The organism is Streptomyces sp. NPDC008137 (assembly GCF_042957035.1).
Classification (GTDB): domain Bacteria; phylum Actinomycetota; class Actinomycetes; order Streptomycetales; family Streptomycetaceae; genus Streptomyces.
In genome coordinates this window covers 1-19,595 of record NZ_JBIBHN010000018.1, presented here as the reverse complement: position 1 = coordinate 19,595, position 19,595 = coordinate 1, and the positions used below count along the sequence as shown (strand labels likewise).

At 71.7% G+C, this 19,595-nt stretch carries 19 protein-coding genes; 5 read left to right on the top strand and 14 right to left on the bottom strand.

Annotation, left to right across the window (positions count from 1 at the left end; translation table 11 throughout):
- Position 1 precedes the first annotated feature (1 nt).
- The 3 genes from ACFZBT_RS25470 to ACFZBT_RS25460 form a co-directional block, all read right to left on the bottom strand.
- The gene (locus ACFZBT_RS25470; protein ID WP_391107501.1) at positions 2 to 1,267 is read right to left on the bottom strand and encodes a glycosyltransferase; all 1,266 of its coding nucleotides are present in this window, start codon (positions 1,265 to 1,267) and stop codon (positions 2 to 4) included.
- Complete coding sequence (locus ACFZBT_RS25465) at positions 1,257 to 2,582, bottom strand: nucleotide sugar dehydrogenase (RefSeq protein WP_391107498.1); 1,326 nt, start codon at positions 2,580 to 2,582, stop codon at positions 1,257 to 1,259. The genes ACFZBT_RS25470 and ACFZBT_RS25465 overlap by 11 nt, the downstream gene beginning before the upstream one ends.
- 73 nt (positions 2,583 to 2,655) lie before the next feature.
- Positions 2,656 to 4,134, bottom strand: coding sequence for an exopolysaccharide biosynthesis polyprenyl glycosylphosphotransferase (locus ACFZBT_RS25460; protein ID WP_391107495.1), 1,479 nt, complete (start codon positions 4,132 to 4,134; stop codon positions 2,656 to 2,658).
- 376 nt (positions 4,135 to 4,510) lie between these two features.
- On the opposite strand from ACFZBT_RS25460, the gene ACFZBT_RS25455 reads away from it, so the two are divergent.
- Positions 4,511 to 5,071, top strand: a complete 561-nt coding sequence (locus ACFZBT_RS25455) for a dihydrofolate reductase family protein (protein ID WP_391107492.1) — start codon at positions 4,511 to 4,513, stop codon at positions 5,069 to 5,071.
- On the opposite strand, the gene ACFZBT_RS25450 is transcribed toward ACFZBT_RS25455, so the two are convergent.
- From ACFZBT_RS25450 to ACFZBT_RS25440, 3 genes are read right to left on the bottom strand one after another with little or no spacing between them, the layout of a single operon-like run.
- The gene (locus tag ACFZBT_RS25450; protein WP_391107489.1) at positions 5,068 to 5,967 is read right to left on the bottom strand and encodes a TIGR03621 family F420-dependent LLM class oxidoreductase; all 900 of its coding nucleotides are present in this window, start codon (positions 5,965 to 5,967) and stop codon (positions 5,068 to 5,070) included. The two genes, ACFZBT_RS25455 and ACFZBT_RS25450, sit on opposite strands and share 4 nt — an antisense overlap.
- A gap of 46 nt (positions 5,968 to 6,013) precedes the next feature.
- Complete coding sequence (locus ACFZBT_RS25445) at positions 6,014 to 8,581, bottom strand: FtsX-like permease family protein (protein ID WP_391107486.1); 2,568 nt, start codon at positions 8,579 to 8,581, stop codon at positions 6,014 to 6,016.
- A 3-nt stretch (positions 8,582 to 8,584) separates the two neighbouring features.
- Entirely contained in the window at positions 8,585 to 9,424 is an 840-nt protein-coding gene (locus tag ACFZBT_RS25440; protein WP_391107483.1) for an ATP-binding cassette domain-containing protein, read from the bottom strand.
- 122 nt (positions 9,425 to 9,546) lie between these two features.
- On the opposite strand from ACFZBT_RS25440, the gene ACFZBT_RS25435 reads away from it, so the two are divergent.
- Together ACFZBT_RS25435 and ACFZBT_RS25430 are read left to right on the top strand one after the other, a co-directional pair.
- Entirely contained in the window at positions 9,547 to 9,786 is a 240-nt protein-coding gene (locus ACFZBT_RS25435; RefSeq protein WP_184599608.1) for a toxin-antitoxin system HicB family antitoxin, read from the top strand.
- Positions 9,787 to 9,791: 5 nt separating this feature from the next.
- Entirely contained in the window at positions 9,792 to 10,166 is a 375-nt protein-coding gene (locus ACFZBT_RS25430; RefSeq protein ID WP_391107479.1) for a fic family toxin-antitoxin system, toxin component, read from the top strand.
- Here ACFZBT_RS25430 and ACFZBT_RS25425 read toward each other — a convergent pair whose 3' ends face one another.
- The 6 genes from ACFZBT_RS25425 to bioB all read right to left on the bottom strand — a co-directional run bounded on the left by ACFZBT_RS25425 (position 10,167) and on the right by bioB (position 16,049).
- A complete protein-coding gene (locus ACFZBT_RS25425) occupies positions 10,167 to 10,841 on the bottom strand; it encodes a methyltransferase domain-containing protein (protein ID WP_391107476.1) in 675 nt (224 codons plus the stop codon).
- A gap of 95 nt (positions 10,842 to 10,936) precedes the next feature.
- On the bottom strand, positions 10,937 to 11,866 hold the full coding sequence (locus ACFZBT_RS25420; RefSeq protein WP_391107473.1) for an endonuclease/exonuclease/phosphatase family protein: 930 nt from the start codon (positions 11,864 to 11,866) through the stop codon (positions 10,937 to 10,939).
- 11 nt (positions 11,867 to 11,877) lie between these two features.
- Positions 11,878 to 12,807, bottom strand: a complete 930-nt coding sequence (gene bla, locus ACFZBT_RS25415) for a class A beta-lactamase (RefSeq protein ID WP_391107470.1) — start codon at positions 12,805 to 12,807, stop codon at positions 11,878 to 11,880.
- Between the two features lie 54 nt (positions 12,808 to 12,861).
- Complete coding sequence (bioD, locus tag ACFZBT_RS25410) at positions 12,862 to 13,587, bottom strand: dethiobiotin synthase (RefSeq protein ID WP_391107467.1); 726 nt, start codon at positions 13,585 to 13,587, stop codon at positions 12,862 to 12,864.
- 1 nt (position 13,588) lies between these two features.
- Positions 13,589 to 14,884 carry an adenosylmethionine--8-amino-7-oxononanoate transaminase gene (locus ACFZBT_RS25405; protein ID WP_391107465.1) on the bottom strand — a complete coding sequence of 432 codons (1,296 nt, stop codon included), beginning with the start codon at positions 14,882 to 14,884 and terminating at the stop codon, positions 13,589 to 13,591.
- Positions 14,877 to 16,049, bottom strand: a complete 1,173-nt coding sequence (bioB, locus tag ACFZBT_RS25400) for a biotin synthase BioB (protein ID WP_391107462.1) — start codon at positions 16,047 to 16,049, stop codon at positions 14,877 to 14,879. Before bioB ends, ACFZBT_RS25405 begins: the two co-directional genes overlap by 8 nt.
- A gap of 151 nt (positions 16,050 to 16,200) precedes the next feature.
- Between bioB and ACFZBT_RS25395 the strand changes: the two genes are divergently transcribed.
- On the top strand, positions 16,201 to 17,328 hold the full coding sequence (locus tag ACFZBT_RS25395) for an aminotransferase class I/II-fold pyridoxal phosphate-dependent enzyme (RefSeq protein ID WP_391107459.1): 1,128 nt from the start codon (positions 16,201 to 16,203) through the stop codon (positions 17,326 to 17,328).
- A gap of 81 nt (positions 17,329 to 17,409) precedes the next feature.
- Here the strand turns inward: ACFZBT_RS25395 and ACFZBT_RS25390 are convergent, their stop codons facing one another.
- Together ACFZBT_RS25390 and ACFZBT_RS25385 are read right to left on the bottom strand one after the other, a co-directional pair.
- Positions 17,410 to 17,640 (bottom strand): DUF397 domain-containing protein, encoded by a 231-nt coding sequence (locus tag ACFZBT_RS25390; protein ID WP_382824689.1) that lies wholly within the window; start codon positions 17,638 to 17,640, stop codon positions 17,410 to 17,412.
- Between the two features lie 9 nt (positions 17,641 to 17,649).
- Complete coding sequence (locus ACFZBT_RS25385) at positions 17,650 to 18,510, bottom strand: Scr1 family TA system antitoxin-like transcriptional regulator (RefSeq protein WP_391107454.1); 861 nt, start codon at positions 18,508 to 18,510, stop codon at positions 17,650 to 17,652.
- A 213-nt stretch (positions 18,511 to 18,723) separates the two neighbouring features.
- Between ACFZBT_RS25385 and ACFZBT_RS25380 the strand changes: the two genes are divergently transcribed.
- On the top strand, positions 18,724 to 19,182 hold the full coding sequence (locus ACFZBT_RS25380) for an ATP-binding protein (RefSeq protein WP_391107451.1): 459 nt from the start codon (positions 18,724 to 18,726) through the stop codon (positions 19,180 to 19,182).
- Positions 19,183 to 19,595 lie beyond the last annotated feature (413 nt).

The following is a 19,595-nucleotide window of genomic DNA, read 5'->3' as shown; positions in this document are numbered from 1 at the left end:
CTCATCCCTGCCTGTTACGGGTCGCCCGCGACACCGGAGCGCGGTCGCGGCAGGCAGCGGCGTAGGCGGCGAGCAGCGACGCCTGCGAGTTCCGCCAGGAGAGCGGCCCGCTGATCCGCTCCTGGCCGATCTTGCCCATCCGGGCCCGCTGCTCCGGGTCGTCCAGCAGCAGCGCGATGAGCCGGGCGAACTCAGCCTCGTCGTTCGCCGGAGCGTAGACGGCGGCATCACCGGCCGAGACGCGCGCCTCCTTCAGGTCGAACGAGACGATGGGCCGGCCCATCGCCATGTACTCCAGGACCTTGTTCATGGTCGACACGTCGTTGAGCGGATTGCGCGGGTCGGGGGAGAGGCACACGTCCGCGGTGGACAGACAGCGCACCAGGTCGGCGTCCGGAATGCGGCCGGTGAACTCCACCTGCTCCGAGAGCCCGAGCCGCCGGGACAGTTCCACCATCGCGTCGAAGGCGTCGCCGGAGCCGACGAACACCGCGTGCCAGTCGGTCCGCCCGAACTCGTCGCGCAGCTTCGCCAGGGCCCGCAAGGCGTAGTCCACACCGTCCTGAGGGCCCATGACGCCCAGGTAGCACAGCAGATGAGGCTTGCCGCGCCTCAACTCAGGCTCGGGCGGCACCGGTTGGAAACGGTCCGTCGCGGGCGCGCTGCGCACCACGAAGACGTCCTCCGGCCGCCGCCCGCCGCGGCGCACCGCGACGTCCCGGTAGCTCTCGTTCGTGGCGAGCACGACGTCCGCGGCCCGGTAGGTCAGCCGTTCCAGCGCGCACACGGCGCGGTAGAGGAGGTCCTCGCCGCGGCCGAACCGGGAGAGGTAAAGCTCGGGTACCAGGTCGTGCTGGTCGAAGACGAACCGCGTGCCGCGTCTCTTCATCCACAGTGCCGGCAGGAACAGCAGGTCGGGCGGGTTGCAGGCGTGGACCACGTCGACCGGGCCGACCTTGCGGGCCAGCCGGAGCGTGTGCCACAGGGCCGATCCGTACTCCCGCGCGTAGCCGGCCGGGCCGCCGGTGGCCGCGCGCAACGGGTAGCGGTGGATCCGCACCCCGTCGATCACCACCTCCGGCTCGGTGTCCCGCTTGCTTCCCCGGGGGCAGATGACGTGCACCTCCCAGCCCGCGTCGCGCAGCGTCGTGCACTCCTGCCACACGCGCCGGTCGAACGGCACCGACAGGTTCTCCACCAGGATCAGCGCACGCCGGTTCGCCCCGTCGCCACCTGCTCTGTCATCGAACGATGTGTCACCAAGCAAGGCCCACGTACCCCGGTTCGGCCCGGCGCGCCTCGGCGTCGGGAAGGCGGATGAGGTCGACGATCACCGGGCCGTCACCATGGGGCAGCGCCGAGACCACGGCCGGATCGCTGCTCCCGACGAGGCACACCTCGGCGTGCTCCAGCACCTCGTCGACCGAGTCCGCGAGCAGCTGCGCGAGGTGCGGCAGCCGGGTCTCGATGTACTCGCGGTTCGCGCCGATCAGCCGGGACAGGCTCACGTTGGCGTCGTAGATCTTCAGGTCGTACCCCTTGCCGAAGAGCCGCTCCGCCAGCTCGACGAGCGGGCTCTCGCGGAGGTCGTCGGTGCCGGGCTTGAAGGACAGCCCGAACAGGCCCACCCGGCGTCTGCCGGTGCGCTCCACCAGGTCCACCGCGCGCTGCAGATGGTCGGAGTTGGAGGGCAGCACATGGGCGAGGATGGGCACCGAGACGTCGGCCCGCCGCGCCGCGTGGACCAGGCTGCGCAAATCCTTGGGCAGGCAGGAGCCGCCGAAGGCGAAGCCGGGCCGCAGATAGGCGGGGCTGATGTTCAGCTTGCGGTCGGCCAGGAACACGTCCATCACCTGGTGCGAGTCCACCCCGAGCGCCTGGCACACCGCGCCCAGCTCGTTCGCGAAGCCGATCTTGAGGCCGTGGAACGCGTTGTCCGCGTACTTGATCGCCTCGGCCGCCGGAACCGGCACCCGGAACACCTCGCCGGGCAGGCCCTCGTACAGTGCCGTCACGGCGTCGCCGCTCGCCGGGTCCAGCTCGCCGATGACGGTCTTGGGCGGGTCGAAGAAGTCCCGCACACTGGTGCCCTCGCGCAGGAACTCCGGGTTGACCGCGACCCCGATGTCCACCCCGGCAGTGCCGCCGACGGACTTCTCCAGGATCGGCACCAGCAGGTTCAGGCAGGTGCCCGGGAGCATGGTGCTGCGGAACACGACGGTGTGCCGGCCCCCCTGCCCGGCCCGCTCGGCCAGCGCGGCGCCGATCTCCTCGGTGACCCGCTCCAAGTACGTGGTGCACAGGCTCCCGTTGGGCTCCGACGGCGTACCCACGCAGACCAGCGACACCTCACTGTCCATGATCGCCTCGCGGACGTCGCCGGTGGCGCGTAACGCCCCGGTCCGCACGACCTCGGCGATGAGTTCGCCGATCCGTTCCTCCACCACCGGGGCCTTGCCGTCGTTGACCAGGTCGACCTTCACCTGGTTCACGTCCACCCCGATGACCTCGTGGCCCATGCTGGCCAGGCACGCGGCCGACACGCAGCCCACGTAGCCGAGCCCGAAAACGCTGACTCTCATGACGCGTTCCTCCCCCCAGGCAGGCCCCGACGGCCTGCGATCCGTGCGCCGCCCCTACGACGACCCCCGCGCATCAGTAGGCCCCCTGCCCGTGCAGCACCGCACGCAGCGTCTTCCACAAGATCACTGTGTCCAGGGCGAGCGACCAGTCCTCCACGTAGCGCAGGTCCAGCCGGACCGCCTCCTCCCACGACAGGTCGCTGCGTCCGCTGATCTGCCACAGGCCGGTGAGTCCGGGCTTGACCAACAGCCGCCGCCGGATGTCCGGGCCGTACGCCGCGGACTCCTCAGGTAACGGAGGCCGCGGCCCGACGAGCGACATCGATCCGGTGAGCACGTTGAACAGCTGCGGGAGCTCGTCGAGCGAGTAGCGGCGCAGCACGGCCCCCACCCGGGTCACCCGTGGATCCCGGCGGAGCTTGAACAGCAGGCCGGCGCCCTCGTTGCGGTCGGCCAGCTCGGCACGGGCGGCGTGCGCCCCCGCGACCATGGTGCGGAACTTGAGAATGGTGAACTCGCGGCCGTCCTTGCCGACCCTGCGCTGGCGGTAGAACGCCCCGCCCCGGCTGTCCATCAGCACGAGCAGCGCGACGCACACCATCAGCGGCGCGAACAGCATCAGCAGAAACGTTGCGCCTACTCGGTCGACGACCCCCTTGACCGCACGGCGGCCGCCGGTGAAGGTCGGCATGCTGACCCGCAGCAACGGGATGCCGAGCACCGCGTCGACGTGCAGCCGCGGTCCGGCCACCTCCATCAGCACGGGGGCCACGACCATCTCGGCGTCGCTGCCCTCGAGGTTCCAGGCCAGGCGCTGCAGCCGGTCCGGTGACCAGTGCGGGTCCGGTGTGACCGCGACGACCCGGTAGCCGTCGCGGCGGACATGGCCCGCGACGTCCGCCAGCCGGCCGACGACCGGCACTCCGTCCAACTGGTCACCGTCCGGCCCGAGCCCGTCCGTCGTGCACACCGCGTCCACCCGCCAGCCGAGGTGCGGGAACTTGCGGGTCCGGGTGATCAGGTCGCGCACGGTGGCCGGGCTCCCGGCGGCGAGCACCGGTCTCAGGCACCGGCCCTCCTTGCGCTGCTTGTGGAGCCAGAGGCGCAGCAGATACCGCGCCGTCATGGTGACGAGTGCGATCGCGGGGATCGCGACGAAGATCCAGAGCTTGATGTTGCGCGAGGTGAGGGCGATGCCGCCCAGTGCCAGGACGACGGTCGCCGCGAACAGGGAGCGTCCGAGCCGGCGGAATTCCTCAGCGCCCTGGCCGAGCACGGCCGGCGCCCACGCCCGGCCCACCGCCAGCGCCCCCAGCACCAGCAGTTCGGTGCCGAAGGCGAGGATTCCCCACTTCTCGTGCCAGTTGGCCGCGTCCCGCGCCCCGAAGAAGTTGCCGATCGCCGCCACCACGAAGGCGGTGGCCGCGGTATCGCCGGTGATCACGGTACGGCGGTACCGCTGCTCCCAGTCGATCGCGGGCTGATCGATCGCCCCGTCCGTCAGTGGCCCGCGCGCTGACGGATACGGGCTGGCTAATCCCCCTTGCCGCACAGAACCCCCCAGGTCCCCAGTGGCTCGACGTGCTCGCCCGACACTGTTCCTCCCCCCTTCGGGAGGCCCCCGCCCCCCGCGCCGTTCTCCCCCAGGGAGGCCCCCGCCTCCCTCGTCGTGCGCATGACATTCCAGCGCTCGCAGGGCTGCCTGAACAACCCACCCGGCAGTGGACTCGCCCGTCCCACCGGCTCTATGCAGCGCTGGACCTATTGATCATTAAGGGTCGCCTCGTGCCCGAACAGCTGAAGCACGGTCAATCTAGACCATCGGGGCCAGTATGGAGAGAGGGTGTGTGCAATTTGTGTTCAAGCTTTGAGGGTGGATACATCGATCGGCGACCGCCGGTCGAACCGGACGCCGAGGAGGACTGCTGATGCGCAGCGTGACCTATTCGATGAGCGTGTCACTCGACGGCTACATCGTCGGGCCGGACGGCGACTTCGACTGGGGATTGCCCGACGAGGTCTTTCGCTTCTGGATCGACGAGATCCGAGACGTCGGCGTCCATCTGATGGGACGGCGGCTGTACGAGACGATGCTGTACTGGGAGACCGCCGACCAGGATCCCGCGCTCGATGACGCGGGGCGCGAATGGGCCGCGCTCTGGAATCCGCTCCCCAAGGTGGTGTTCTCCACCACGCTGTCCACGGTGCGGGGCAACGCCCGCCTGGCCTCGGGCGGCGTGGCGGAGGAGATCGAGCGGTTGCGGGCCGAGCCGGGGGAGGGCGAGATCGCGATCGGCGGCGCGACGCTCGCCGCCGAGGCGGCCGCCGCGGGCCTGATCGACGAGTACCGGACCATGGTCTACCCGGTGCTGGTCGGCGGCGGCATCCCGTACTTTCCCCGGCACGAGCGCCGGGTGGATCTCGAACTCGTCGAGACCCGCACCTTCGGCTCGAAGGTCGTCTACCTTCGCCACCGCGTGACGCGCTAGCCGGCTTCACCCCGGCGCAACCGCTCGATGACCGGTGCGAACGCCTCCATGTACGGCTCCAGGATGGTCAGGTACGTGAAGCCGTAGCGCTCGCGCCGGGCCAGGACCTGGGCGGTGATCTCGTCCAGCGTGCCGACCAGGGTGACGGGAAGGTCCAGTGCCTCATTCGCCGTCAGGCCCGGCAGGTGGTCCAGCAACGGCTGGACGGCGGCCTCGCGGTCCTCGGCGCCGATCACCACCTGCACGAGCAGGTTCAGCTCGGCCGGCTCCGCGCGGCCCTCCGCGAACTTCAGATACCGTGCCACGCGCTCCTCGAGATCGTCCGCGCTGATCGGTGTCAACTGCCCCGTCGTGCTGCCGGGCGCCGTGCGCGCACCGGTGAACGCCGCGATGTCGGCGTGCTCGGCGGCCAGCCGCAGCATACGGTCGCCGTTCCCGCCGACCAGCAGCGGCACCCGCGGCCGCTGCGCCGCCCGCGGCTGGTGCTCCTCGGAGGCCAGCAGGCGCTCCAACTCCTCCACGGTGTGCCGCAGATGGTCCACCCGCTCGCCCGGCGAGCCGAACGGCAGCCCGGCCGACTCGTGCTCGTCCCGTGCGTAGCCGGTGCCTATCCCGAGCTCCAGACGCCCGCCGGTCAGCGCGTCCGTCGTCGCCACCTCACGGGCCAGCAGCGCCGGGTTCCAGAAACCGGCGTTGAGCGTGAAGGTGCCGAGCCTCGGCCGCTCGGTCGCCTCGGCAGCCGCCACCAGCGCCGGGAACGGCGCCGGCATGCCCAGATGGTCGGGGACGAGGATCACGTCGTAGCCGAGCTCCTCGGCCCGGCGGCACTTGGCGCGCCACTCCTCGCCGGGGGCGGCCGTGAGCATGTTGATTCCGAAACGGAACGGTCGCGGCATGAACTCTCCTCATCGAGAAGGGACTTGAGTGACTGCCGCGATTCCATCATTCGTGCGCGATGGCCGCCAGTACATTCATGCGGGATGCACGCAACGCCGGCAGCAGCGCCGCCACCACTCCCACCACCGCCGATCCGACGACCACCGCGACGATCGTGCCCCACGGGATCGCGAGGGCCGTCATGCCCTGGAGCGCCAGCACCTGCTGCGTGCACACGCCCCACACCAGCCCCAGCGCGAGCCCCAGGACCGCGCCGAACACCGCGATCACCACCGACTCCAGCCGGATCATCCGCCGCAGCTGACGCCGGGCCAGCCCGATCGCCCGCAGCAGCCCGATCTCCCGGGTGCGTTCGACGACCGACAGGGCGAGGGTGTTGACCACGCCGAGCACCGCGATGATGATCGCCAGCCCCAGCAGCGCGTACACCAGATACAGCAGGACGGCGATCTGGTCGTGCACCAGCTGCTTGTAGTCGGCCAGGTCCCGCACCTGCACCTGCGGGTACGGATCCAGGGTCCGCTCCAGGTTCGCGCGCAGGTCGTCGTCGCTCGTGCCGGGGGCGGCGTTGACGTACAGCGCGGAGTCCTGCCCGCCCGGCGCATAACGCTCCAGGGTGGCGAGGCCGAAGTAGAGACCGCCCTGGGTGCCGAATCCCTCGGCGGAGTCCTGGTCGGTGAGGGCCCCGACGGTCAGCTCGGCTTTGCGGCCCCCCTGGAACTCCACCGGGACCGTGCTGCCCACCCGCACGCCGTGGTCGCGCGCGAAGTCCCGGTCCATGGCCAGGCGCCCGTCCGCCAGCGCCGCCGCCGAGTCCCCTCGCGCGTAGGTGATGTTGGCGACCTCGTCGAGCCGCGGATCGTAGCCCGCCGCGGTCGTCTCCACCCGGTCGCCGTCCGGGAGCCGCACCGCGACCGGTGTGAAGCGCCCCCGCACGACCAGGCCCACGCCGTCGGTGCCGCGCACCTCGTCGGTGACCTCCTTCGGGAACGGCAGGAAGTTGGTGTTCTGGATCACGAAGTCGGCGCCCAGCGTCTTGTCGATCTGCTGGTCGAACGACCTGGTCATCGAGGCGCTCGCCACCGACATCCCGCCCACCAGGGCGAGACCCACCATCAGGGCCGCCGCGGTGGCCCCCGTACGGCGCGGATTGCGCAGGGCGTTGCGCTGGCTCATCCGCCCGATCGACCCGAACAGCGCGGGGAAGGCCGCGCCGAGCACCCGGATCACCGGGCGCACCAGCAGCGGACCGGCGATCACGGTGGCGATCAGGGTCAGCACGACACCGAGCCCCAGCAGCGACGCCGCCGACGAGGTCTGCTCGGACGCCGCGCACCCCGCGAGCGCCGCCGCCCCGGCCGCCCCGACGACCGCGCCCGCCACCGCCCGCACCCGCAGCGGCCGGCCCACTCCCGCGACCTCGGCGTCCGACAGCGCGGCCATCGGCGAGACCCCCGCGGCCCTTCGCGCCGGGAGGTACGCGGCGACGAAGGTGACCCCGAGCCCGACGACGTACGCCGTCACGGGCGTCACCCAGCCGATGACCATCTCGCCGGCGTCGATGTTCATACCGAGCAGGCCCATCAGCTCGATGAGTCCCGCCGCCAGCCCGATGCCCGCCGCGAGCCCCAGCGTGGAACCGACCAGGCCGAGCAGGAGGGCCTCGACGAGCACCGAGCGGCGGACCTGGCGCCGGTCGGCGCCGAGCGCGCGCAGCAAACCCAGCTCGCGGGTGCGCTGGGCGATGAGCATGGAGAAGGTGTTGACGATCAGGAACACGCCCACCAGCACGGCGATCCCGGCGAACCCGACCATCACGTACTTGATGACGTCGAGGAATCCGCCCAACTGCTCGACGTCCGACTCGGCCTGCTCGCCTGCCGTCCTGAAGTCGTAGGTGTGCGCGCCCAGCGCGGCGGCCACGCGCTGCTTGAGCTGCGCGTCGCTGACGCCCTCGGCGGCGTCGACGGAGATGCTGGTGGCGCCCCCCGGGCTGCCCAGCAGCTTCGTCTGCGCGGTCCGGGTGTCGAAGAAGACCAGGGCGGCGCCGGGGTTGGTGGTGGTGAACGTGACGATGCCGACGACCCTGACCTTGAACGACCCGGGCGGCGCGATCACGGTCAGGGTGTCACCGATGTGTACGTCCTTGCGGCCGGCGGTCTCCGAGTCGAGCAGCGCCTGGGCCGGTCCGCGCGGGGCGTGACCGGAGGTCAGCTCCACCGGGCTGCGCTCGGTCGGGTTCCAGGCGGTGCCGAGCGTGGGAGCCCCGGTGGTCGGGCCCACCGGCTCGTCGTCCTCGTCGGCGACCGTGAGGCCGTCCACGTCCACCTCGGCCCTGGCCGCCGCGACCCCGTCGACCTGCCGCACACGGGCGGCGAGCGCGGCCGGCAGGGTGGCCGTCCGGCCGGAGGGCACGGCCTCGTCGAGATCCTCCTTCGGGCTGACCGTGACATCGGCCGCGGTGGAGGCGAACAGCCGGTCGAACGTACGGCTGACCGTGTCCGAGAAGATCAGGCTGCCCGCGACGAACGCGACGGACAGCAGGACGGCGAGTGCGGAGAGCAGCAGCCGCCCCTTGTGCGCCAGGAAGCTTCTCAGGGTCGCCTTGAGCACGGTTCAGTTCTCCTCGGCGGACGGGGAGCCCTCGACGCCCGCGGCGGGCGGGGCGTCCTCGAACCGGGTGCGGATCGAGTCGAACCTCTTCATTCGTTCCAGCACGGCCTCCGCCGTGGGCCGCCGCATCTCGTCGACGATCCGCCCGTCCCCGAGAAAGAGCACCAGGTCCGAGTGGGCGGCGGCCCCCGGGTCATGGGTGACCATGACGACCGTCTGGCCCAGCTGGTCCACCGCCTCGCGCAGAAAGCCGAGCACCTCCAGACCGGCGCGCGAGTCGAGGTTGCCCGTCGGCTCGTCCGCGAAGATCAGCTCGGGCCGCGAGGCCAGGGCTCGCGCACAGGCCACGCGCTGCTGCTGCCCCCCGGAGAGCTGCGACGGCCGGTGCCTGAGCCGGTCCCGCAGCCCCAGCGTGTCGATGACCTGGTCCAGCCACTGCTCGTCGGGCTTCCGGCCCGCGATGTCCATGGGCAGGGTGATGTTCTCCAGCGCGTTCAGGGTCGGGATGAGGTTGAACGACTGGAACATGAACCCGATCCGGTCCCGGCGCAGCCGCGTCAGCTCGCGCTCCTTCAGCCCCGTGATCTCCGTGTCACCGAGCCACACCTGGCCGGCCGAGACGGTGTCGAGCCCCGCCAGGCAGTGCATCAGCGTGGACTTCCCGGAGCCCGACGGCCCCATCACCGCGGTGAACCGCCCGCGCGCGACATCCACGTCCACCGAGTCGAGCGCGAGCACGGCCGTCTCGCCCGAGCCGTATGCCTTGGTCAGACCGCGGGCGCGGGCCGCGATCCCGTCGGCCGACGCCAGGCCCGGGGCGTGCTCCGCAGCAGGTGTGGACAAGGCCGCCTCCTCTTGGTGGGCGTTTGTGCCGAGGGTAATGTGACGCGGCCCACACTCGGTATCCTCCGTGAGTCGGAGTCCCGCCCTTGCCGGTGCTAGCACTCGCGCGCTAGCGTCGAGGTATGGCGAAGACCCAGCTGAACGTGAGAGTCGACGAGGGCACCGCCCGAGCCGCCCGCGAACGCGCCCTGGCCCGCGGCATGAGCGTCAACCGCTACATCGAAGAGCTGGTCAGACAGGACACCGGCGAGGTGGGCCACACCTTCGTGGAGGCCGCCGCCGACTTCATGAAGCAGTACGAGTCCGTCTTCGCCGACGAATTCGGCGTCGACCGTGAGGGCACGCGCGAAGGTCGTCACTGATCCCCTTGAACAACCTCGAGATCGATCTCGCCTGGCTGCTGATGCTCGCCGAGCACAAGACTCCGGGAGACCCCCAGGTCACCGACTGGGGAGCCCTCGTCGCCGCCGTCGCCCGCCACCAGGCCGCCATATTCGACGTCCCCGTCTACGACAGTCCGCACGCCCGCGCCGCCGCGCTGCTCCAGCTCCTGATCCACGTCCCCGCGCTGGAACGCTCCAACGCCCTGTTCGCCTCCGCCGTCGCCTACGCGTACCTGGTCGCCAGCGGCGCCAAGGTCGTCACCTCGCCCGAGCAGGTCCGCGACCTCGCCAAGCTGGTCAAGAGCGGCGAGGCGTCCGTACGGGACATCGAGCAGGAGCTGCGCCAGTGGAGCCTGTGACTAGGAGGCGACCGGGCGCCATGCCGTGCCCAGCACGCAGTACGAGGCGGGCAGGGTCGGTCCCTGCTCCGGCATCAGCACCTGCCGGTAGGGGCCGAGTTCGAATCCGGCTTCCCGCAGCGCCCGCACCGGCTCCCGTGACAGATGGCAGCCCCCGTTCAGCACCGGCCACACCGTCCGGTCCAGCGCGCGCTGGCTGAAGGTCATCACCCGGCCGCCGCCCCGGCCGTGCTCGAAGAACCGCACCTCACCGCCCGGCCGCAGCACCCGCCGGAGCTCCCCGAGCGCCCGGGGCACGTCCCGCACACTGCACAGCACCAGCGACACCACCGCCGCGTCGAAACCCTCGCTCTTGACCGGCAGCGCCTCGGCCGCACCCGGCACCACATCCACCGGCACCTCGGCCCGCAGGGCGGCCTCCACGGCCAGCTGCCGCAACCGCCGCTCAGGCTCGATGGCCACGACCTCCGAGACGGTGCCCGGGTAGTGCGCGAAGTTCAGCCCGTTGCCCGCGCCGATCTCGAGCACCCGCCCGGACAGCCCGTCGAGAAGTCTCCCGCGCACCCGGCCCATGCCCATCCGGGTCTCGGCGGCGACGCTGATCCGGGCGTAGTAGCGGGCGAACAGCGGATGGTGCACGGCATCCCGCGGCACCTTGCCGGAGCGGAGCGGCATGGGAACCTCCCTGCTAGGCGGACCCACCGGCTGGGCGGACCTACCGGGATTGTCCCCCGCGCTTCCCCGCCCCACCCCTGCCGCCGCCGACTCGACTAGCCCAGACGGACCCGTCCCAGCACCGGAAGGTGGTCACTTCCGGTCGCGGCCAGGGCGGACACCTCCGTCACCTCGGCTCCTCTCCCCAGCACCTGGTCGATCCGCGCCACCGGGAAGGAGGCCGGCCAGCTGAACGCGAACCCCGACGGCGGGGCGTTCAGTTGAGAGGTGAGCGGACCGAGCCCCCGGTCCTGCACCGTGCCGTTGAGGTCGCCCACCAGCAGGAGCCGGCCGGCCGGATCGTCCGCGATCCGGGCCCCGAGCAGTGCCGCGCTCTCGTCACGGGCCGCCGACGCCAGGCCCGTCGGGCCCAGCCGGACGGACGGCAGATGGACCACGTACACCGCGACCTTTCCGCCGGGCGCGGACAGCGTGGCCCGTAGCCCGCGCCGCCAGCTCTCCGGGAAGCCCTCGGGCCGGATGTCCACGGGCCGCACGTCCGACAGGGGCCAGGCCGACCACAGACCCACCGTGCCGTGCACCGCCCGGTGCGGCCGGGAGGCGCCCAGGACGTCCTGGTACGCGGGCCGTGCGGCAGGCGTCAGTTCCTCGACGGCCACCAGCTCCGCACCCGTGGCGAGCAGGGCCCGCGCGGTGCCGGAGTGGTCGGCGTTGTCATCGGCCACGTTGTGCTGAACCACCGTCAGGTCGTGGGACTCCGGGGGCGGGGAGAACCACAGCCCGCCGAACATCCAGAACCAGACAGCCACGGGCAAGAGGCAGGCGAGCAGCCCCGCCTTCGACCGCTTGAGCGCGGCGAGGCAGCCGAGCAGAGGCACGGCCAGGCCCAGCCACGGCAAGAACGTCTCCAGGAGGCTTCCCAGCCGTCCGACCCCGTTGGGAACGGCGGAGTGCAGGGCGAGCAGGCCGGCGACACCGAATGCACCCGCGACGAGCCAGGCGCCCCAGGACCGCAGACCCCTCACCCTTGCCTCTCCTAACCGAGTTCTGCCGCCAGCAGCGCCGCCGCCGCGGCCACCAGCGGGTTGTCGGCCGGAGCGTCCTCCTCCGGCTGTGTGGTCAGGACGGACATCACGATCGGCGGGCCGTCCGGCGGCCAGGTGATGCCTACGTCGTTGTTGCTGCCGTACCGCCCGCCACCCGTCTTGTCGGCGAGCAGCCAGTCGGCCGGCAGACCCTTGCGGAACCTCTCCAGGCTCGTGGTGTTGCGCAGCAGCCAGTCCGTGAGCCGTGCCCTGTCCCGGGGCTCCAGCACGTCGCCGAGCACCAGCCGGGCGTAGGTCAGGCCGATGGCGCGCGGGGAGGTCGTGTCGGTGACGCGCCACGGCTCCGCGGAGTTGAGCTTGGGCTCCCAGCGGTCCAGCCGGGTGACGCGGTCACCGGTCGAGCGGGCGAAGCGCGTGATCGCGGTCGGTCCGCCCAGCTCCTTCAGCAGCAGATTGCCCGCGGTGTTGTCGCTGAAGCGGATGGTGGCGTCGCACAGTTCGCCTACTGTCATCCCGGTCGCCACGTGCTTCTCGGTGACGGGGGAGAACTCCGACGCCGTGACGTAGTCCTGGGTGTAGTGGATGCGCCGGGCCAGGAACTCTCCGTCGCGGTCGAGGTCGCGCAGCACGGCCGCGGCGGCGAGTGTCTTGAACAACGAGGCCATCGGGAAGCGCTCGTCGGCCCGGTAGGCCACCGTCCGGCCCGTGCGCAGGTTGCGGGCGTACACGCCCAGCCGCGCGGTGTGCTCCTGCTCCAGTTCCCGCAGTCTCGCGGTGACACCGGCGGTGCCGGTCGACGCCTGGGCCGTGCCGCCGCCCAGCGAGAGAGCCGCGGCCGTGCCAAGCGCGAGAGCCGTACGGCGGGACGGGCGTAATCCGTTCGTGTGCAAGGTGGTCCCTTCGGAGGCGATCACGTACATGGTTCAATACGCGATCACGTCCGCGCCGGTTCCACCGCCCTCCCCTCCGGACACTCAGAACGCCCCGGGCGCCTCCCGCACCCGGAATGCCTCCGCGTCCCACGTACCGTCCAGACGGGGCGCCAGCCAGTGCGGAGCGGCCGACCGGAAGGCGGCGGGGGAGAGGGCTCCGGCCCCGGCGGGCACGGAGCCCAGCAGTGGCGCTCCGGCCACGTCCGGCAGGTCCGCGAGATTGCAGCGCGCGGCGAGATCCGGGTCCCGGGGCCAGCTCCCGATCACGATCCCGGCCAGGTCCAGCCCCCGGGAGCGCAGTTCACGCGCCGTCAGCTCCGTCGTGTTCAACGTACCGAGCCCCGCCTGCGCCACGACCAGCACCGGCGCCGACAGCAGCCGGGCCGCGTCCGCCAGGGTGCCGCCTGCCGCGTCGAACCGTACGAGCAGTCCGCCCGCCCCCTCGACCAGCACCAGGTCGTGCTCGGTGGCCAGCTTGGCGGCGGCCTCCGCGATCTCGTGCGGATGGACCGGGGCGCTACCGGCCCGGCGGGCGGCCGTGGCCGGGGCCAACGGCTCGGGATAGCGCGCGAGTTCGGCCGTCGTCACGGCGCCCGCGAGCCGTGCGACCTCGGCGGCGTCGCCCGGCTCGTCCGGCCGTACGCCCGTCTGCGCGGCCTTCAGCACGGCCACCGGCCGGCCGGCCGCCCTCGCCGTCGCGGCGACGGCGGCGGTCACGACCGTCTTGCCGACCTCCGTGCCCGTGCCCGTGATCACCAGTACCGTCATGTCATCCCTCCCGCGCCGCCGCGCAGACCGCCCGCGTGATCCGCGCGACATCGGCGTCGCCGGTGACGTACGGCGGCATCGTGTAGATCAGATCGCGGAACGGCCGCAGCCACACACCCTCGCGTACGGCCGCCTCCGTGGCCGCGTCCATGTCCACGGCGCGGTCCAGCTGTACGACCCCGATGGAGCCGAGGACCCGCACCTCCGTCACACCGGGCAGCTCCGAGGCGGCCGAGAGCCCGTCCCGCAGCCCCGCCTCGATCCGCTTGACCTCCGCGAGCCAGTCCTGGCCGAGCAGCAGCTCGATCGAGGCACAGGCCACGGACGCGGCCAGCGGATTGCCCATGAAGGTCGGGCCGTGCGCGAGCACCGGCACCTCGCCCCGCGAGATGCCGTCGGCCACCCGAGCGGTGCACAGCGTCGCCGCCATGGTCAGATAACCGCCGGTCAGCGCCTTGCCCACGCACATCACATCCGGCGTCACGGCCGCGTGCTCGGCCGCGAACAGCGCGCCCGTACGGCCGAAACCGGTCGCGATCTCGTCGAACACCAGCAGCACGTCGTGCGCGTCGCACGCCTCGCGCAGCACCCGCAGATAGGCGGGGGAGTGGAACCGCATGCCGCCCGCGCCCTGCACCACCGGCTCGACGATCACCGCCGCCAGCTCGTCGGCGTGCCGCTCGACCATCGTGCGCAGGTGCTCGGCGTACGCCTCGTCGTACTCCGCGGGCGGCGCGTCCGCGAACACCTGACGCTGGAGCACCCCGGTCCACAGATCGTGCATCCCGCCCTCGGGATCGCAGACCGACATCGGCTGCCAGGTGTCCCCGTGGTAGCCGCCGCGCCAGGTCAGCAGGCGCTGTTTACCGGGACGCCCCAGCGAACGCCAGTACTGCAGGCACATCTTGACCGCGACCTCGACCGACACGGACCCGGAGTCGGCCAGGAAGACGTGCTCGAGACCGTCGGGCGACATGTCGACAAGGAGCTTCGCCAGTCGCACGGCGGGCTCGTGGGTGAGCCCGCCGAACATCACATGGCTCATCCGCTCCAGTTGCCCTCGTGCCGCCTCGTTGAGCACCGGGTGGTTGTAGCCGTGGATCGCCGACCACCAGGAGGACATGCCGTCGACCAGCTCTCCCGAGCCGTCGGCGAGCCGCATCCGCACCCCGCTCGCCGACTCCACGACGAGCGGTTCCCGCCGTCCGGGCATCGGGCCGTACGGATGCCACACATGCCGCCGGTCGAGCTCCAGCAGCTCGGGCACCGTCAGCTCGGGCGCCGTCCGCTCAGGCATTGGGCGCGAGGTCCGTTCCGGCGCCCCGGCGGCGGACGGCGACCAGGTCGGTCCGGGCATCGGCGGCCGTACGGGGCTCGGATGCCGCCGGGGCGGCGTCGGAGCCGCAGCCTCCGGAACTCTCGGAGCCGCAGACCCCGCCGCCGTCGTGGCAGCCGCCGGACCGGTGCTCGGGCAGCGTCACCTGGTCGGTGCCCTCCACCTCGAAGCCGGCGTCCGCGATCATCTCCAGGTCGGCCTTGCCCGCCTGGCCCTCGGTGGTCAGGTAGTCGCCGAGGAAGATCGAGTTGGCCAGGTGCAGGGCGACCGGCTGCATCGAGCGCAGATGGACCTCCCGCCCGCCCGCGATGCGCACCTCGACGTCCGGGCACACGAAACGCACCATCGCCAGAATCCTGAGGCAGCGCTGCGGGGTGAGGTTCCACTCCTTGGCCAGCGGGGTGCCCTCGACCGGGATCAGGAAGTTGACGGGAACCGAGTCCGGATCCAGCTCGCGGAGCGAGTAGACGACGTCCACGAGGTCCTCGTCGCTCTCGCCCATGCCGGCGATCAGCCCGGAGCAGGCCGACAGGCCCGCCGCGTGCGCCTTGCCGACCGTGTCCACCCGGTCGGCGTAGGTGTGCGTGGTCGTGATCTCCCCGTACGTCGCCTCGGACGTGTTGAGGTTGTGGTTGTAGGCGTCGGCGCCCGCCTCGCGCAGCCGCTCGGCCTGCCCGTCGGAGAGCAGCCCGAGACAGGCGCACACCTCGACGCCCTCGTTGTTCTCCTTGATCGCCTTGATCGTGTCGGAGACCCGGTCCACGTCCCGGTCGGTCGGACCGCGCCCGCTCGCCACCAGGCACACGCGCTTGGCGCCCCCGGCCACACCCGCCGCCGCCGCGTCGGAGGCCTGGTCGGGTTTGAGCCAGGTGTACTTCAGGATCCCCGCCTGCGAGCCGAGCCGCTGCGAACAGTAGGAGCAGTCCTCGGGACACAGGCCGGACTTCAGGTTGACGAGATAGTTGAGTTTCACCCGTCGGCCGAACCAGTGCCGGCGCACCCTCCCGGCCGCGGCCACCACATCGAGCAGGTCGTCGTCGGACGTCGCGAGGACGGCCAGTGCCTCTTCGCGGGTCGGCAGCTCGCGCCGAAGCCCCTTGTCCACCAGCGTGTTCAGCAGGTCCATGAGAGCCGATCCTGTCCTACGCACCCGCTCCGGGCCAAGGAGAGTTCGTACAACAGAGTCGCTTCGAGGTGTGGGTATTGCCACATACTGACCTGCTGGTGGTCCGGCTAGTGTCTGTGCACTGCCTACAAATTCTCCCGGAGGACCACTCATGGCGTTCGGCTGGATCGACGAGCAGGCGCGGGTGCGCCGCCGCGCCGGACTCGTACGGACTCTGCGCCCCCGTCCGGCCGCCTCACCGCTCCTCGACCTGGCGAGCAACGACTACCTGGGGCTGGCCCGGCACCCCGAGGTCACCGAGGGCGCGGCCCGTGCCGCGCGGGTCTGGGGCGGCGGTTCGACCGGCTCCCGGCTCGTCACGGGCAGCACCGAACTGCACGCGGAACTGGAACGGGAACTGGCCGAATTCTGCGGTGCCGAGGCGGCCCTCGTCTTCTCCTCCGGCTACGCGGCCAACCTCGCGGCGGTCACCGCACTGGCCCCGCATGGCTCTCTGATCGTCTCCGACGCGGGCAACCACGCCTCGCTCATCGACGGCTGCCGGCTGGCGCGCGGCACGACCCAGGTGGTGGCGCACGCCGAGCCGGACGCCGTGCGCAAGGCGCTCTCCGCGCACGAGGGCGCGGCGATCACGGTGTCCGACACGGTCTTCTCGGTCGACGGCGACGCGGCCCCGCTCGCGGCACTCGCCGAGGCCTGCCGCGAGCACGGGGCCGGGCTGGTGGTGGACGACGCCCACGGCCTGGGCGTCCTGGGCGACGGCGGCCGAGGCGCCCCGCACGCGGCGGGGCTCGCGGGCGCCGTCGACGTCGTCGTCACGGTCACACTGTCCAAGTCGCTCGGCAGCCAGGGCGGAGCCGTCCTCGGCCCCGCCCGGGTGATCGACCACTTGGTCAACGCGGCGCGGACGTTCATCTTCGACACCGGACTCGCCCCCGCGGCGGCGGGGGCGGCGCTCGCGGCCCTGCGACTGCTGCGCCGCGAACCGGAACGGGCGGCACGGGCCCGTGCGGTGGCGGGGGAACTGCACGCACGCCTGACCGCCACGGGTCTGGAAGCGGTACGTCCGGACGCCGCGGTGGTCTCGGTGCGCGCGCCCTCTCCCGAGGACGCCGTGCGCTGGGCGGCCCGGTGCCGCGCGGAGGGCCTGGCCGTGGGCTGCTTCCGTCCTCCTTCCGTGCCCGACGGCATCTCACGACTCAGGCTGACCGCCCGCGCGGACCTGACCGGGGAACAGATCGAACGCGCTGTACGGCTGATCGGCGAGACGCGGCCATGAGTCGGCGTGACACGGCCGGGCGCCGCACGATGACGGTCTGAACAATGCCGGACTGAACGATGTCCGGCTGATCAGATTCGGTCAGATGTGGTCGACCGCTGCCGTGAACTCCGCCCAGCTCCTCGACGAGAAGAGCAGCGCGGGCCCGGCCGGGTCCTTGGAGTCGCGCACGGCGAGCAGTCCGGCCCAGGGCGGGGTGTCCGGACACGCGGTCTCGACGCAGTTGTTCGCGCCGGTGCTGTAGCTGCTGCGCAGCCACCGCACACCGTGCAGCTCGATGCTTGAGGGGACATGACGAGGCAGTGCACGCATGGTGCCTCCTTACGCGCCGGCGGCTGTCCCGGCGATGTAATCCAACGAGTCCTCGGGCGAAAGGGCGTGGATCTGAAGGGCGTTGAAGGCCTCCGTGTAGGCCTGGAGGTCTTCTTTCCGTTCGAGGTAGAGGCTACTCGTCAAGTGGTCGAGAACAACTACGTTCAGATCAGAAGTGCTCGAAAATGAGAAAACAACGAAAGGGCCGGTGACCCCGATGTGCGCCCCGGCGGCGAACGGCAGTACCTGGAGCCGCACTTGGGGCAGGCGTGCCGCCTCGACCAGCCGTTCCAGCTGCCGGGCCATCACCCCGGGCCCGCCCACCTCCCGCCGCAGCACGGCCTCGTCCAGGACGGCGCTCAGTTCCAGCGGCGGATCCGCGCGCAGCACGTCCTGCCGGGCCAGCCGCACCTCCACCAGCGTGTCGAGCCGGTCCTCCGACAGCCCCTCCACCGCGGCCTTCGTCACCGCACGCGCGTACTCGGGCGTCTGGAGCAGCCCCGGGACGACGGTGGTCTCCAGCGTGCGCATCGCCGTGGCCTGGGACTCCAGGCTGATGAAGTCCCGGTAGGTCGGCGGCAGCACCCCGCGGTAGGCGTGCCACCAGTGGTGCCGACCGCTCCCGTCGTCGGACTCCGCCAACACCAGGAGCAGCTCGCGGAGTTGGGAGTCGCCGACACCATAGGCGTCGAGAAGTAACCGCACATCGGCCGGTTTCACCCCGCTCGTGCCCGTCTCGATCCGGCTCACCTTGGACTGGTGCCAGCCCACAAGACGGGCCGCCTCACCGCTGGTGAGACCCGCCGAGGTGCGCAGCGCGCGCAGTTCGGCGCCCAGTTTCCGGCGGCGCACCGCGGGACCGTGCTGCATGCGCTTCTCCTTACTCCTTCCGAGCCACCCGAATACGGTCTCGCGTCGTAGAGTTCACCGCTTTGGGCGACAGATATATGCATATCTTGGTGGATCGCCGCCCTTCGCGGGTGTTCTGGTGGCACTCTGGCGGCGAAGCACCAGTCCGGGACCGTACTCGAACCGTCCGCTCCGTGTCGGGCTGCGGTCCCGCGGGAAAGGGACGACGTCGCCATGGCAGACCATTTGGAATCATCCGTCACTCTGCCGAGCGATCCCGCCTCGGTCTCCGCAGCGCGTGTCTACGTGGTGGACACGCTCGCGGAGTGGGGCCTGCCGGCGGACACCGAGGTGTCCGACACCGTCCGGCTCATCATCTCCGAGCTCGCCACCAACGCCGTCCAGCACACCTTCGGGCAGTCGCCCACCTTCACGGTGGACGTCGTGCTCGACCGCGACGAACGGCTATGTATCGGTGTCACGGACAGTCACCCGCGTTTCCCCAGGCGGCTCCCCGCCGCGGTCCAGCAGGACAACGGCCGCGGCCTGGTCATCATCCGCTGGCTGACCGCCGAATGCGGCGGCAGGCTCAGGATCCGCCCCACCCGCGAGGGCGGCAAGACCATCTCGGTCGAACTCCCGTGGACCGTCCCGGCCCAGCCCATGACGGCGGCGGGACAGCAGGAGCCGTAGCCTCGGCGCGCCGGCCCCGAGCGCGCGCCCACTCACCGGCTGCGAGAGGTCCGTGCCTCACCCTCCCCGCCAGGCCTGTCACCGGCGCCGCAGCGACGCCTCCCGGCGCGAGGCTCCTCCCCGACGCGGTGCGGGGATCCCTACGAAGTCCCGGGGCGCCGCCTCCTCGACAGCGGGCTCCCGTTCCGCGCAGCCGCTGGACGGGATCTGTACGCCCGTCTGAGTGACCCGCAGTTCCCGGAGCAGCTCGACGAAGTCACGCTCCCGGCGTGGGGGGGGGGGGGGGGGGGGGCCGCCGCCCCCCCCCCCCCCCCCGGCGCCCCCCCCCCCCCCCCCCCCCCGCCCCCCCCCCCCCCCCCCCCCCCCCCCCCCCCCCCCGCCCCACCAGCCCGGCCCGAGGCCGTCTCCGCAGC

Coding starts and splice junctions, on each gene's coding strand:
- ACFZBT_RS25465 (WP_391107498.1), bottom strand. CDS start 2,582: ATGAGAGTCAGCGTTTTCGGGCTCGGCTACGTGGGCTGCGTGTCGGCC.
- ACFZBT_RS25455 (WP_391107492.1), top strand. CDS start 4,511: ATGCGCAGCGTGACCTATTCGATGAGCGTGTCACTCGACGGCTACATC.
- ACFZBT_RS25450 (WP_391107489.1), bottom strand. CDS start 5,967: ATGCCGCGACCGTTCCGTTTCGGAATCAACATGCTCACGGCCGCCCCC.
- ACFZBT_RS25435 (WP_184599608.1), top strand. CDS start 9,547: ATGGCGAAGACCCAGCTGAACGTGAGAGTCGACGAGGGCACCGCCCGA.
- ACFZBT_RS25425 (WP_391107476.1), bottom strand. CDS start 10,841: ATGCCGCTCCGCTCCGGCAAGGTGCCGCGGGATGCCGTGCACCATCCG.
- bla (WP_391107470.1), bottom strand. CDS start 12,807: ATGTACGTGATCGCCTCCGAAGGGACCACCTTGCACACGAACGGATTA.
- bioD (WP_391107467.1), bottom strand. CDS start 13,587: ATGACGGTACTGGTGATCACGGGCACGGGCACGGAGGTCGGCAAGACG.
- ACFZBT_RS25405 (WP_391107465.1), bottom strand. CDS start 14,884: ATGCCTGAGCGGACGGCGCCCGAGCTGACGGTGCCCGAGCTGCTGGAG.
- bioB (WP_391107462.1), bottom strand. CDS start 16,049: ATGGACCTGCTGAACACGCTGGTGGACAAGGGGCTTCGGCGCGAGCTG.
- ACFZBT_RS25395 (WP_391107459.1), top strand. CDS start 16,201: ATGGCGTTCGGCTGGATCGACGAGCAGGCGCGGGTGCGCCGCCGCGCC.
- ACFZBT_RS25390 (WP_382824689.1), bottom strand. CDS start 17,640: ATGCGTGCACTGCCTCGTCATGTCCCCTCAAGCATCGAGCTGCACGGT.
- ACFZBT_RS25385 (WP_391107454.1), bottom strand. CDS start 18,510: ATGCAGCACGGTCCCGCGGTGCGCCGCCGGAAACTGGGCGCCGAACTG.
- ACFZBT_RS25380 (WP_391107451.1), top strand. CDS start 18,724: ATGGCAGACCATTTGGAATCATCCGTCACTCTGCCGAGCGATCCCGCC.